This window comes from Georgenia sp. SUBG003, from assembly GCF_000715355.2.
Classification (GTDB): domain Bacteria; phylum Actinomycetota; class Actinomycetes; order Actinomycetales; family Actinomycetaceae; genus Georgenia.
This window is the reverse complement of record NZ_CP180204.1, coordinates 3,385,114-3,398,111: the sequence shown is the minus strand read 5'-3', so window position 1 is coordinate 3,398,111 and position 12,998 is coordinate 3,385,114. Positions and strand designations below refer to the sequence as shown.

Annotated in this window: 11 protein-coding genes and 1 pseudogene; 7 read left to right on the top strand and 5 right to left on the bottom strand. The window is 73.7% G+C overall.

The genetic code is table 11. The features are described from left to right. Positions 1 to 23 precede the first annotated feature (23 nt). Positions 24 to 1,706 (bottom strand): energy-dependent translational throttle protein EttA, encoded by a 1,683-nt coding sequence (gene ettA / locus DA06_RS17650; protein ID WP_043502544.1) that lies wholly within the window; start codon positions 1,704 to 1,706, stop codon positions 24 to 26. A gap of 153 nt (positions 1,707 to 1,859) precedes the next feature. Between ettA and DA06_RS17645 the strand changes: the two genes are divergently transcribed. Beyond that, positions 1,860 to 2,534 (top strand): HAD family hydrolase, encoded by a 675-nt coding sequence (locus DA06_RS17645; RefSeq protein WP_043502541.1) that lies wholly within the window; start codon positions 1,860 to 1,862, stop codon positions 2,532 to 2,534. A 1-nt stretch (position 2,535) separates the two neighbouring features. Here the strand turns inward: DA06_RS17645 and ssb are convergent, their stop codons facing one another. Next, complete coding sequence (gene ssb / locus DA06_RS17640; RefSeq protein ID WP_052436918.1) at positions 2,536 to 3,090, bottom strand: single-stranded DNA-binding protein; 555 nt, start codon at positions 3,088 to 3,090, stop codon at positions 2,536 to 2,538. 348 nt (positions 3,091 to 3,438) lie between these two features. Here ssb and DA06_RS17635 point away from each other — a divergent pair, with 348 nt between their 5' ends. From DA06_RS17635 to DA06_RS17625, 3 genes are all read left to right on the top strand, one after another. Next, positions 3,439 to 3,888 carry a DUF6069 family protein gene (locus tag DA06_RS17635; RefSeq protein WP_043502537.1) on the top strand — a complete coding sequence of 150 codons (450 nt, stop codon included), beginning with the start codon at positions 3,439 to 3,441 and terminating at the stop codon, positions 3,886 to 3,888. A 140-nt stretch (positions 3,889 to 4,028) separates the two neighbouring features. After that, the gene (locus tag DA06_RS17630) at positions 4,029 to 4,514 is read left to right on the top strand and encodes a hypothetical protein (protein ID WP_043502534.1); all 486 of its coding nucleotides are present in this window, start codon (positions 4,029 to 4,031) and stop codon (positions 4,512 to 4,514) included. A gap of 465 nt (positions 4,515 to 4,979) precedes the next feature. Continuing rightward, entirely contained in the window at positions 4,980 to 6,527 is a 1,548-nt protein-coding gene (locus tag DA06_RS17625) for a calcineurin-like phosphoesterase C-terminal domain-containing protein (protein WP_418605592.1), read from the top strand. 123 nt (positions 6,528 to 6,650) lie between these two features. On the opposite strand, the pseudogene DA06_RS17620 reads toward DA06_RS17625, so the two are convergent. Together DA06_RS17620 and DA06_RS17615 are read right to left on the bottom strand one after the other, a co-directional pair. After that, positions 6,651 to 7,163 (bottom strand): annotated as a pseudogene (locus DA06_RS17620) (apolipoprotein N-acyltransferase); the annotation flags it as partial. Positions 7,164 to 7,588: 425 nt separating this feature from the next. Next, a complete protein-coding gene (locus tag DA06_RS17615; protein WP_418605591.1) occupies positions 7,589 to 9,622 on the bottom strand; it encodes a DEAD/DEAH box helicase in 2,034 nt (677 codons plus the stop codon). 87 nt (positions 9,623 to 9,709) lie between these two features. Here DA06_RS17615 and DA06_RS17610 point away from each other — a divergent pair, with 87 nt between their 5' ends. After that, positions 9,710 to 9,862, top strand: a complete 153-nt coding sequence (locus DA06_RS17610; RefSeq protein ID WP_418605590.1) for a hypothetical protein — start codon at positions 9,710 to 9,712, stop codon at positions 9,860 to 9,862. A 251-nt stretch (positions 9,863 to 10,113) separates the two neighbouring features. After that, positions 10,114 to 11,460, top strand: a complete 1,347-nt coding sequence (locus DA06_RS17605) for a phosphotransferase (RefSeq protein WP_418605589.1) — start codon at positions 10,114 to 10,116, stop codon at positions 11,458 to 11,460. 21 nt (positions 11,461 to 11,481) lie between these two features. Here DA06_RS17605 and DA06_RS17600 read toward each other — a convergent pair whose 3' ends face one another. Continuing rightward, entirely contained in the window at positions 11,482 to 12,144 is a 663-nt protein-coding gene (locus DA06_RS17600) for a RecB family exonuclease (RefSeq protein ID WP_043502520.1), read from the bottom strand. Positions 12,145 to 12,153: 9 nt separating this feature from the next. On the opposite strand from DA06_RS17600, the gene DA06_RS17595 reads away from it, so the two are divergent. Beyond that, entirely contained in the window at positions 12,154 to 12,990 is an 837-nt protein-coding gene (locus tag DA06_RS17595; RefSeq protein ID WP_418605587.1) for an aldehyde dehydrogenase family protein, read from the top strand. Positions 12,991 to 12,998: the final 8 nt, after the last annotated feature.

Here is a 12,998-nt window from a genome sequence, read left to right as displayed (position 1 = left end):
CGCCGGGCTCGGCGCCTGGGCGGTCAGTCGCGGGTCAGCTTGCGGTAGGTCACCGAGTGCGGGCGGGCCGCGTCGGCGCCGAGCCGCTCGACCTTGTTCTTCTCGTAGGACTCGAAGTTGCCCTCGAACCAGTACCACTTGGCCGGGTTCTCCTCGTCACCCTCCCACGCGAGGATGTGGGTGGCGACGCGGTCGAGGAACCACCGGTCGTGGGAGACCACGACGGCGCACCCCGGGAACTCCAGGAGGGCGTTCTCGAGGGAGCCGAGGGTCTCGACGTCGAGGTCGTTCGTGGGCTCGTCGAGCAGCAGCAGGTTCCCGCCCTGCTTGAGGGTCAGCGCGAGATTCAGGCGGTTGCGCTCACCGCCCGAGAGCACCCCGGCCGGCTTCTGCTGGTCCGGGCCCTTGAACCCGAACGCCGAGACGTAGGCGCGCGAGGGCATCTCGACGTTGCCCACCTGGATGAAGTCCAGCCCGTCCGAGACGACCTCCCAGAGGGTCTTGTCCGGGTCGATGCCGCCACGGCTCTGGTCGACGTACGAGATCTTGACGGTCTCGCCGATCTTGAGGTCGCCGTCGTCCAGGGGCTCGAGGCCGACGATCGTCTTGAACAGCGTGGTCTTGCCGACGCCGTTCGGGCCGATGACGCCGACGATGCCGTTGGGCGGCAGCGAGAAGGACAGGTTGTCGATGAGCAGGCGGTCGCCGAACCCCTTGCGGAGGTTCTTCGCCTCGATCACGACCGAACCCAGGCGCGGGCCCGGCGGAATCTGGATCTCCTCGAAGTCCAGCTTGCGGGTGCGCTCCGCCTCGGCCGCCATCTCCTCGTACCGGGCGAGGCGGGCCTTGGACTTCGTCTGCCGGCCCTTGGCCGAGGACCGCACCCACTCCAGCTCCTCCTTGAGGCGCTTCTGCAGCTTGGCGTCCTTCTTGCCCTGGACCTCGAGGCGGGCGGCCTTCTTCTCCAGGTACGTGGAGTAGTTGCCCTCGTAGGGGTACAGCCGGCCGCGGTCGACCTCGGCGATCCACTCGGCCACGTGGTCGAGGAAGTACCGGTCGTGGGTGACGGCGATGACGGCGCCGGGGTACTTGGACAGGTGCTGCTCGAGCCAGAGGACGGACTCGGCGTCGAGGTGGTTGGTGGGCTCGTCGAGGAGCAGCAGGTCCGGCTGCTCGAGGAGGAGCTTGCACAGCGCCACGCGGCGACGCTCACCGCCGGAGAGCACCGACACGTCGGCGTCCGGCGGCGGGCAGCGCAGCGCGTCCATCGCCTGGGCGAGCTGGGAGTCGAGGTCCCACGCGTTCGCCGCGTCGATGTCCGTCTGGAGCCGGCCCATCTCCTCCATGAGGGAGTCGAAGTCGGCGTCCGGGTCGGCCATCTGCTCGCCGATCTCGTTGAACCGCTGCACCTTGCCGAGGATCTCTGCCACACCCTCCTGGACGTTGCCCAGGACGGTCTTCTCCTCGTTCAGCGGCGGCTCCTGCTGCAGGATGCCCACCGTGTAGCCGGGGGTGAGCCGGGCATCGCCGTTGGACGGGGTGTCGAGCCCCGCCATGATCTTCAGGATCGTCGACTTCCCGGCACCGTTGGGACCGACCATGCCGATCTTCGCTCCGGGCAGGAACGCCATGGTGACGTCGTCGAGGATGACCTTGTCACCATGGGCCTTGCGGGCCCGCACCATGGAGTAGATGTACTCAGCCACTGCTCTCCGCATCGCGTACGTGGGGTCTCGGCCGCCGGACGGGCGGCCGCTTCGGGAACAAGGGTAGGCCACCGGGGCCCGACGCCTCCTCCCGGGGTGCGGGCGCACCGCCCCTGGGATGCGTCACGCGTCGACGGGCGGTAGCACTGCGGCATGACGAACTCTCGCGGGGGCGCCGTGCTTCTCGACGCCGACGGCACGCTGGTCGACTCCAACTACCTCCACGTCGACGCCTGGTCCCGGGCGCTCGCTGACGTGGGGCACCCCGTCGACGCCTGGCGGATCCACCGCTGCATCGGGATGGGCTCCGAGCTTCTGGTGCGAGAGCTGCTCGGGGACGCCGCCCGGGCCGTCGGCGACCGCGTCCGCGAGATCCACTCGGACCTCTACGGCCGGACGGCCGACCGGCTCCGCAGGCTCGACGGCGTGCCGGAGCTCGTCCGGGCGCTGCGCGAGCGGGGACAGCGCGTCGTCGTGTCCACGTCCGCCTCGCCGAGCGAGCTGCGGCACATCAAGGAGGTCCTCGACGTCGACGTCGACGGCATCACCGCGGCCGCCGACGTCGAGGACCCGAAGCCCGCCCCCGACCTCGTCCGGGCGGCCCTGGAGGAGGCCGGCGTCCGGGCGGAGCACGCCGTCTTCGTCGGCGACTCCGTGTGGGACGTGAAGTCCTGCGCCGGCGCGGGCGTGCCGTGCGTCGGTGTCCTCACGGGCGGCATCAGCGCCGGCGAGCTCACCGACGCCGGAGCCGTCGCGGTGTACCGGTCCGTCGCGGAGCTCCACGACCACCTCGACGACTCCCCGCTGGCGCAGCTGTGGACACGGTGAGTCAGGCGAGGACGTAGCTCCCCTCGTCGGCCGGGACCTCGCCCGCCCCGTCGCCGAGGTCCTCGTCCAGGTCGTCGGGCAGCTCCTCGCCGGTGAAGCGGGTGCCGTCCGGTCCAGTCAGTCCGGCTCCGGCGTCGGCGCCCCCGGCCGGGACCCCGCCGTCCACGCCGTCCGGCTGCGCGGCGGCGGAGCCGCGCACGGTCTTGGTGTACGCGCTCGTGCCGTTGGCCAGGTCGGCGCCGATGGCGTCGACCGAGATGACGTTGGCCGATCGTTCACCGTTCTCGCCCTGCCACGTCTCGGTGCGCAGGGTGCCGCGCAGGATCACCGGCATGCCCTTCTTGAGGCTGCCGATGACGTTCTCGGCGAGGTCCCGCCAGGCCTTGACGGTGAACCACTGCGTCTCCCCGTCGCGGAACTCACCGGTGGCGCGGTCACGCACGCGCGGCGTCGACCCGACGCGGAACATCGCGAGGGTCACCCCGCTGGGACCGACGTGACGCACCGGGTCGCTGCCCATCCACCCACGCACGGCGATCTGGATCTCGTTGCTCATGCTCGCTCCTCGGCTCGCGGGCCGGCCGGGCGCCGGCCCATAGCGGAACGCTGCCGCGTGGTGGCGACGCGGTGCCGAGGCGCTCCGCCAGGCTGTGGATCCCGTGGCGCGCGACCGGGCTGTGGACCGTCAGCGCCCGAGCGCGGTGCGGAGCCGGCGGTGGCGGTCGAGCACCTCGCGCGGGGCCGGCTGACGCCGTCGTCGCGCAAGGGCGGACCGGACCCGCCGTCGCCGGCCGCGTGCTGACCGCCACCGGTCACGCACGCGGCCGGGCCGATGTCACAGCCGCGCGGCCTGCCCCGTCCTAGAGATGCCAACCACCAGGGATCCATCTCGGAGGACCGCACCATGACCACCACTCAAGTCCGCACCGCCCCCACGTCCCAGCAGGGCGACCGCCGCCCCGGGCGGTACGCACGCCTGACCGCGATCAGCATCGCGGCCGCCACCGCGGCGAACCTCGGCCTCTACGCCGTCGGCCGACTGACGGACGCCACGCTCCTGATTGACCCGGGCGCCGGCGCGCCCGACCACCTGATCGTCCCGGGCGACGTCGCCTGGAAGACGGCTGCCCCGCTGGCGCTCGGCGCGCTGGTGCTCGCCCTGGTCGGCCGACGTTCCCGCCGGTGGGTGACCGTCCTGATTGTGGCGGGCGCCGCCGTCGCCGCCGTCAGCGTCCCGCTCGTCCTCGCGAACGCCCACGACGCCGTCACCGGCACGCTGCTCGCGAGCATGCACACGATCACCGCGCTGGCGTACGTCGTGATCGGGGCGAGAGCCCGCAGGGACGCCGCCTGACGGAATAACGCGACGGAGCCGGCCGAGCCGCGCTCGGCCGGGGGTCGCCCCCGAGCGACCAGGACGATGCCTCCGGGCGACCGCGACCGACGCCCCCGCACCGATGTGAGGCAGGCGGACCGGTTCCTACCGTCGTCGTCATGCAAGAGAACCCCACGACGACACGGAACCGCCTCGGCCTCTCGGCGCCCACCATCGTCCTGCTCGCGGGCGTCGCGGGCATCCGGGTGCCGCTGCACGACCTCGGCGTCCTCGACGAGGGCACCGTGGCCGCCTTCCTGCTGGCCGTGGTGCCGCTCGGGATCTGGGTGGCCGTCGCCCTGTGGCGGCGGGTGCCGAACCCGGTCCTCACCCTCACCGTCGTCGGCCTGGCCTACGGCGTCGTGCTCGCCACCGTCCACCAGCTGATGTGGGACGTCGCCTTCGACGGCGACGGGCCGCGGCTCGGCGGCAACCTCGCGGGCGTGCTCGACCCCGCGGCCGAGTCGCTGCTGCTGCGCACCGCCTCGGTGCCCAGCTCGCTCCTGACCGGCGCCGCGCTGGGACTGCTCGCCGGCGCGGTGGCCTGGGCGATCCGGCGCGTGACGGCCGGTCCCCGCGGCATCGACCGCCGGAGCGGCGTGTAGGCGCGCCGCTCCGAGCAGGCGCGCGAGCGACGAACTCGCGTCCGCCGTCGTCGGATCAGTTCAGACGAGGTTCGCACCGCCGTCGTCCCGAGGAAGGTTGCCGTTCACGACGGGCTGGAAGGTTTCTCGGCGGCTGGCCAGGGGGGCCGGCCGGATAAGCCGAGGGGAGCCTGTCCGTGAACTCATTCCGTCCGTCCAGATCGCTACCTGCCCGACGACGCCGCCTGACCTTGGGCGCCGTCGCGCTCGCCGTCTCCGGCGCGGTGCTCACGCCCGTCGCCGCGGGCGCCGCGCCCGAGACCGGGTCGGCCACGACCCGGGCCGACTGGGCCGAGACCGCCTACCGGGGGCGGCGTCGACGTCGTCGCCGGCACCGACGCGACCGCCGGGACGATCGACGGCACCGTCTTCGCCGACAAGAACCGCAACTCCGTCCAGGACGGCAACGAGCAGGGGCTGGTCGGCGTGACCGTCTCCAACGGCCGGGACGTGGTCATCACCGACAGCCACGGCCGCTACGAGCTGCCCGCGTTCGACAACATGACCGTCTTCGTCACCCAGCCGCGCGGCTACCAGGTGCCGGTGGACGAGGACAACGTCGCCCAGTTCTTCTACCACCACCTGCCCGAGGGCTCGCCCGAGCTGCGCTACGGCGGCCTCGAGCCCACCGGGGCGCTGCCGGACGAGGTGAACTTCCCGCTCGCCCGGAGCGCCGAGACGCAGTCGCCCGAGCAGCACTGCGTGATCGGCGCGGACGTGCAGACCTACGACCTCGAGGAGGTCGAGTACGCCCGCAACGGCGTGTTCACCGACCTCGCCGAGCGCACCGACTACGCCGGGTGCGGCGCGCTGTTCGCCGGGGACGTCGTCGGCGACGACCTCTCCCTGTTCACCCAGACGCGCGAGCTGACCGGCATGCTCAACGGGCCCGCCCGCTTCCTGCCCGGCAACCACGACCTCGACTTCGACTCCCCGGAGCGCGAGCACAACTTCGACACCTTCCGCGCCCAGCTCGGCCCGGAGTACTACTCCTACGACGTCGGCAAGACCCACGTGGTGGCGCTGAACACCATCGAGTACCCGACGGTGGTGCCGCCGAGGAAGAGCAGCTACACCTACGGGCTCGGCGAGAAGCAGCTGGAGTGGCTGCGCAACGACATCGCCCAGGTGCCGGACAACCGGCTGATCGTCCTCGCCTCCCACAGCCCGCTGCTGGAGTTCTACTACTCCGACTCGCACCGCACGAAGCAGCTGCAGGAGATCTACGCGATCCTCGAGGGCCGCGAGGTCATCGCCGTGAGCGGGCACACCCACATGTCCGAGAACCTGCGCGAGGGCGACCTCATGGCCGGCTGGAAGGACATCGTCGGCGAGGAGGGGCTGCCCTTCACGCACCTGACCGTCGGCGCAGCGTCCGGCCACTGGTACGCCGGACGTGTGCTCGAGGAGGGCTACCCGACCGCGATCCAGCGTGACGGCACCCCGCCCGGGGTCCTCACGCTGGACATCGAGAACACCGAGGTCATCGAGCGCTACACCGTCACCGGCGGGGACGAGTCCGCGCAGCTGGCGCTGGGGCTGAACACCCCCACCTACCGCGACTGGTACGCCGAGAACGTCGCCAAGCCGCGTGGCACCGCCCCGGCGCTGGAGGACCCGCTGGCCGTCACGCGGGAGGACCTGGCCGGCACCAGCTGGCTGACCACGAACTTCTGGATGGGCTTCACCGGCTCCACGGTGCAGGTCGCGATCGACGGCGGCAAGCCCGTCGAGGCGGTCCGCACCCAGCAGCTGCGGGGCGAGACGGTGAACGTCGGCGCCGAGTGGTCCGACCCCGTGGCCATCCAGGAGCAGTTCGTCCACGGCGGCGGCCTGGCCGACCGCACCATGCACCTGTGGCGCCTCGAGCTGCCCGCCGACCTCCCGGCCGGCGAGCACACCGCCGAGGTCACCGCGACCGACGTCCACGGCCGCGAGTACACCGACAGCCTGACCTTCACGGTCACCGGGTAGTCCTCCCGGCCGGGGTCTCGTATCCCGGCCCGTACACGACGGCGCGCAGCCAGACCCACCGGGCCTGGCTGGGCGCCGTCGTCCTGTCCGCGGGGGGGCACCGGCGAGGACCGCGCCGATCACGACGACGACGCCGCTCACCAGCACCGTCGAGCCCGCGGATGCCAGGCGCAGCAGCGGCGCGTCCGTCTGGGAGAAGGCCAGCAGCCCCCACGGGAAGCCGCCGAAGGGCCACCGCGCCCGCAGCTGCTCCGTCGCGACCCAGAGCACGGCAGCCGCAAGGGGCTGCAGCCACGGGCTCGCCGCGACGAGCGGCACCCGGCGGACGAGCACCCACGCCGCGGCGAAGACGCCGACGGCCGCAGCCTCGGCGACCGACAAAGCTACCCAGCCGATCGGCTCCCCCACCGCCTCGTCCGCCCAGTACAGGTGGGGCAGGAAGAAGCCGAGGCCCCACAGGAAGCCGACCACCCACCCCCACGGGACGGAGTCGCGGCGCAGCGCCAGCAGAAGGAGCGCCACGCCCACGTACGCCATGGGCCACCAGGAGCGGTTGGGGAACGCGGTGTCGGTGGCGAGCCCGCCGACGACGGCGAGGACGACCGCCCACAGGCGCGACGGGACGGGGCGGAGCACCAGGTCAGTCTATGTGTGCGTGCCGTGGCGCCGCGGACAGCGACAGACCCGCGCGCCCCTCGGTCCGGCTGGCACCCTTGGGCGTCGAGCCGTTTTCTAACGAGCACGCGGGCCTGGTCACTGTCGAACCCGCTCGGCCGGTACCGGACGCAGCCGTTGCGGCTGCGGCCTTGCCGGCGGGGGAACAGGGCACGAACGTAGCGTCACCGGGCCTGCCGGCACAAGCCGCCCGACGACGCAGATCACCCGTGAAGCGCCAGGTCAGACGGGGTTGCCGGAAAGGACTTCCCGAAAAACTGTCGGCGTGTCGCACCGCGTGTCGTGACCGGTGGGGCAGGAGGTGCGCGGGTTCTCACGCACGGCAGCCGCGGACGTCCGAGCACGCCCCCTCCTCCGGGCGCGCGACCGTCGCGGCTCGGTGCCTGTCACACGCTCGACCACGCCACCACGCCCCGGCGCACGAGGCTCATCGCCTCGTGGGCCCGCACCGCCAGGCGCCCGCTCGGGGCCGCCACGGCCAGCTGGTCCAGCACGTCGAGAACCTGCTTGCACCAGCGCACGAAGTCCCCCGCCCCCAGCTCGGCGGCGTCGAGAGCGGCGGTCAGCGGGGCGCCGGAGGCCCACAGGTGCACCGCCGTGACGAGGCCGAGGTCGACGGGCTCGGTGACGGGGACCCCGCTGAGGCGCTCCAGCTCGGCGAGGTCGTTGCCCAGGCTCACGGTCGCGGCCAGGGCCTGCCCGAGCATGCCGTGCGGGCCGCCCGGCAGGGTGCCGGGCCCTCGCGCCTCCGGCGTCCGTGCCTGGTACACGACCGTCGAGACGATGGCGGCGAGCTCGGCGGCGGAGAGCTGGTCCCAGGCGCCCGAGCGCAGGCACTCGGCGAGCAGGAGGTCCTTCTCGGCGTACAGACGGGCCAGCCACCGGCCGGCCTCGGTCACCTCCGTGGTGCTGTCGCGTCCCTCCAGGTAGCCGAGGTGCGCCAGCACGGCGCAGACCTTGTCGAAGTCCTTGGCGATCGAGCCGGTGCGCTTCTGGATGCGCGAGAGCAGCTCCTCGTGCTCGGCCCGGGCCCGCTCCCACCGGCTCGCCCACCGCGCGTGGTCCTCGCGCTCGGCGCAGCCGTGGCAGGGGTGCGCCCGCAGCCGACGGCGCAGCTCGGTGAGGTCGGCGTCGGGGTCCGCGGGGGTGGACCGGGCCCCGGCGCGAGGGTCGGCCAGGTCAATGCGCCCCTCGGTGAGCGCGTTGCGCAGGGAGGAGGCGAGGTCGCGCCGCTGCGCCGGGTTGCGGGGGTTGAAGTTGCGCGGCACGCGCACCGTCCCGACCCGCTGCACCCCGTGCGGGAGGTCCTGCGCCGTCAGGGTGCGCAGCTGCCGCTCGTCCGTCAGCACCTGCAGCTGCGGGCCGTCGAAGCCCGCGTCCCGGGTCTCGAGCACCACCGCGTGGGCGGTGCGTCGCCCCCGCGGGTACGCGACCACCTCGCCGCGGCGCAGCCCGGTGAGCGAGCCGCGGACCGCGCGCCGCCGGTCGGCCGAGCGCTCCCGGGAGACGTCCGCCTCACGCTGCTTGATCTGGCGGCGCAGCTCCGCGTACTCGGTGAAGTCGCCGAGGTGGCACTGCATCGCCTCCGCGTAGCCGGCGACCGCCTCGGCGTGCTTGCGGGCCTGCCGGGCGAGCCCGACCACGCCCCGGTCGGCCTGGAACTGGGCGAAGGAGGTCTCGAGCACCTCCCGGGCCTGGGCCTGGCTCATGGTGGTGAGCAGGTTGACCGCCATGTTGTACGTCGGGTGGAACGCCGAGCGCAGAGGGTACGTGCGTCGCGAGGCGAGCCCGGCCACGCCGACCGGGTCGATCTCGTCCGAGTACAGCACCACCGCGTGTCCCTCGACGTCGATGCCCCGCCGGCCGGCGCGGCCGGTGAGCTGCGTGTACTCGCCGGGCGTGAGCTGCACGTGCGCGCTGCCGTTCCACTTGACCAGCGACTCGAGCACCACGGACCGGGCGGGCATGTTGATGCCGAGCGCGAGGGTCTCGGTGGCGTAGACGACCTTGACGAGCCCGGCGGCGAAGAGGCGCTCGACGGTCTCCTTGAACACCGGCAGCAGGCCCGCGTGGTGCGCCGCCACGCCGCGCTCGAGCGCCACCGCCCACGCGTCGTAGCCGAGGACGGCGAGGTCCTCCGGCGGGATGCCCGCCCCGGCGTCGTCCACCACGTCACGGATCTGGGCCGCCTCGGCCGCCGTCGTGAGCCGGATGCCGGAGGCGACGACCTGGTGCACGGCCGACTCGCACCCGGCCCGCGAGAAGACGAAGACGATGGCGGGGAGCAGACCCTCCCGGTCGAGTCGTTCGACGACGACGGGCCGCGGCGCCGGGCGGACCCGTGCGGGGAACCGGGTGTCCGCGCCCCGGCCCGCGTGCTGGAGCGCGTGGCACGACGTCGGGACCGCCCTGGCAGTCAACGCGGCGATTCTCGCCTGCGCGGTCCTCGCCCGCCGCCTCGCCCGTGCGGGCAGCCTGCCCGGGCGGCGTACTGCGGGGCGACGGCGGTGGTCACCGCCGGGCTCGCGTGGTGGCCCGGCGGCGGCACCGCGGTCCGGCTGGCCCTCGTGACCCTGGTGCTGATGACGTGGCTGACCGTCGCGGCGCTCTGGCTGCGGGCCGCGACCTCACCCGGTGCTCGCGCTGCGACGGCGGGCTGAGAGCACCACGGAGGTGCGGGGAAGCGCCCCCGGCGCGAGCGGGGCCCTTCGCGGCCCGGGGCCGAGAGACGTAGGCTTGGCGCGGCGGTCAACCGCTTCCACCGGTTCACCGCTAGGCCCACCCGGTTTCGCCACCGGGTGGGCTGCCTTCATCTCCGCCCGGCCAGCCCCTTTTCGCCGCTCGCGCCCGCTCGGGAGATCACCGGCGCGTGAGCCTCGCACGGCGCGCCTCGCCCGCATAGGTTGGCGGTGTGGTCCGTTCAGCGCTCGCCCTCGCCGCCCTCGCCACCACGGCCGTCCCCGGCCTGGACGTGGTCGCGACGCGCCCACCGCAGACCGCCAACAGCGACTACCAGACGACCGGCCTCCTCGACGCCGGAGGACGTCACTGGGTGATCCGGGCGCCGCTGCACCCCGCGGCCGGGGCCGCGCTCGAGGGTGAGGTCGCCCTGCTGGCGAAGCTCACCAAGGAGATCGACGAAGGCCGGCTGCCGTTCGACGTGCCCCGCCCGGTCGGGTTCGCGGCGCTGCCCGAGGGAGGGCGCGCCATGGTGTTCCGGGCCCTGGTCGGCCGGCCGCTGGTGCTCGACCGGCTGACGTCCGGTCCGGGCCTGTCCGCGGAGCTCGGCCGGGCGATCGCGGCCTTCCACGAGCTCGACGACGCGGTGGTCGCCGACGCCGGGCTGCCGGTGTACGACCCGGACTCCTACCGCAAGCGCTGCCTGGCCGAGGTGGACGAGGCCGCGCGCACGGGCCGCGTGCCCTCCGTGCTGCTCAACCGGTGGGAGCACGCGCTCGAGGACGTGACGCTGTGGCGGTTCCGCCCCACCCCCGTGCACGGCGACCTGACGCCCGAGCACGTGCTGGTCAAGGACGGGCGGATCACCGCGATGCTCAGCTTCTCCGAGGTGCACGTCGGCGACCCCGCCGAGGACCTCGCGTGGCTGCTGGCGGCCGCCCCGGAGGACTCCCTCGACGCGATCGAGGAGGCCTACTCCCTCGCCCGGACCGAGAGCGCCGACGCCACGCTGATGGACCGTGCGCTCCTGGTCTCCGAGCTCGCCCTCGCGCGGTGGCTGCTGCACGGGGTGCGGCACGACGAGCAGCCGGTGGTCGAGGACGCCACGGCGATGCTCCGCACGCTCGCCGCCGACGTCGTGGACGCGCCCGCCATCGGCTCCCGCGAGCCGGTGGTGGTCCCGGGCTACGACGCCGGATGGCCCGACGAGGAAGCCGATCACGTCAGCGTCGCCGGACGGGTCCACGCGAATGACGGCGGCGACGTCGACGCGGGCGACTCGGGCGAGGACGAGTACCCCGGGGCCCGCCGCGCCGATGCGGCCGAACGCACGGAGGAGCCGGCAGAGGACGAAGCCACCGACGAGCACGGCGACACCGATCCGGGCGACGAGCACGGCGACACCGATCCGGGCGACGAGCACGGCGACACCGAGCCGGGCGACGAGCACGGAGACGCCCGGGACGGCGGCACCTCGACCGGCACACGCCCTGCCTCGGCCGCCGTCACGGAGGAGCTTCACCTGGGCTCCAACCTCCCCGACTTCCTGCGGGAGGACGAGGGGCGGCGCGAGAGCTGACGGCCGGTTGGCCGCGGTGCCTCAGCCGGCCCGGCCCTCCTCGATCGCGCGGGTGATCCGGGCGACGATCTCGTCCTCGTCGAGCGAACCGGCGTGCACGGTCTCGTCGTGGGCGACGTAGTAGAACGCGGCACCCACCTGCTCCAGGGGCGTGCCGCTGGAGCGCGACCACGCGAGCCGGTACAGCGCCAGCTGCATCTCCCGCTGGGCGAGCTCCTCCGGGCCGCGCGGCGGTCGCCCCGTCTTCCAGTCCACGACGACGATCCCTCCCGGCCCGTCGAAGACGGCATCGATCCGGCAGCGGACGATCGTCCCGGCCACCGGCGTCTCCAGGTCCACCTCGATGGCCACGGGCTCGCGGCGCGCCCACTCCGAGGCCGCGAACGTGCGCTGGAACCGCTCCAGCTCCGCGTCGCTGAGGGCGGGACCCACGTCCTCGCCGCTGCCCTCGACGTCCTGGATGTCGATCAGCGCCGCGCTGCCGTAGAACTGCTCGACCCACTGGTGGAACCGCGTGCCGCGCCGGGAGACGACGGTCGGCTCGCTCGGCACCGGGCGTCGCCTGTCCCGGGCGAAGGCCCGCGGGTCGGCGACCAGGTTGACGACGGCGGAGGCCGAAAGGTGCCCGGCGAGCGTGACCTCCCGCTGACGTGCCGTGGCCTCGGACCGTTCCCTCAGCAGCAACGCCGCCTCGTGCCACCACCGGGCGGCTCGCTCGTCGCCCCCCGGCCTGCTCGTCGCCCCCGGCCTGCCCGTCGCCCGTCGCCCGCTCCGGTGCGCCTGGCCGGGCGGCGGATCGCCGCGACCGCCGGCGCGCGCGGAGCGCACGTGCTGCTGGAGAACGGCGGCAAGGACCCGATCGTCGTCGACGCCGGGGTGGACCCGGCGTGGGCGGCCGGGCAGATCGCCGTCGGCGCGTTCACGAACACGGGCCAGATCTGCACCTCGGTGGAGCGGGTGTACCTCCACGAGTCGGTCGCCGACGACGTGCTCACCGAGCTGGTGCGTCTCGCCGACGACTTGTGCGTCGGCCCGCCGGACGACCCGGGCACGAAGCTCGGCCCGCTCGTCGACGAGGCGCAGCTCGCGGTCGTCACCGAGCACGTGGCGGCGGCCCTGGCCGACGGCGCACGGTGCCTGGCCGGCGGTGCGCCGGCGGAGCGGCCGGGGTGCTTCTACCCGGCGACCGTGCTGGACGGGTGCACCGACGGCATGGCCGTCATGGCGGAGGAGACCTTCGGGCCCGTCGCCGCCGTCACCCGGGTGGCCGACTTCGACGAGGCGCTGCGGCTCGCCGGTGCGGGCCGGTACGGACTGGCCGCCACCGTGCTCACCCCCGACCTGGGGCACGCCCTGCGTGCGGCCGAGGAGCTGGAGGTCGGAACCGTGAAGGTCAACGCCGTGTTCGGCGGGGCGCCCGGCGGCTCTGCCGACCCGCGGCGGGACAGCGGTGCGGGGGCCGGGTACGGGCCGGACCTTCTCGCCGCCATGACGGTGCTCAAGACGGTGCACCTGGAGGCGGCTGACTGATCGGAGGA

Coding starts and splice junctions, on each gene's coding strand:
- DA06_RS17645 (WP_043502541.1), top strand. CDS start 1,860: ATGACGAACTCTCGCGGGGGCGCCGTGCTTCTCGACGCCGACGGCACG.
- DA06_RS17635 (WP_043502537.1), top strand. CDS start 3,439: ATGACCACCACTCAAGTCCGCACCGCCCCCACGTCCCAGCAGGGCGAC.
- DA06_RS17630 (WP_043502534.1), top strand. CDS start 4,029: ATGCAAGAGAACCCCACGACGACACGGAACCGCCTCGGCCTCTCGGCG.
- ssb (WP_052436918.1), bottom strand. CDS start 3,090: ATGAGCAACGAGATCCAGATCGCCGTGCGTGGGTGGATGGGCAGCGAC.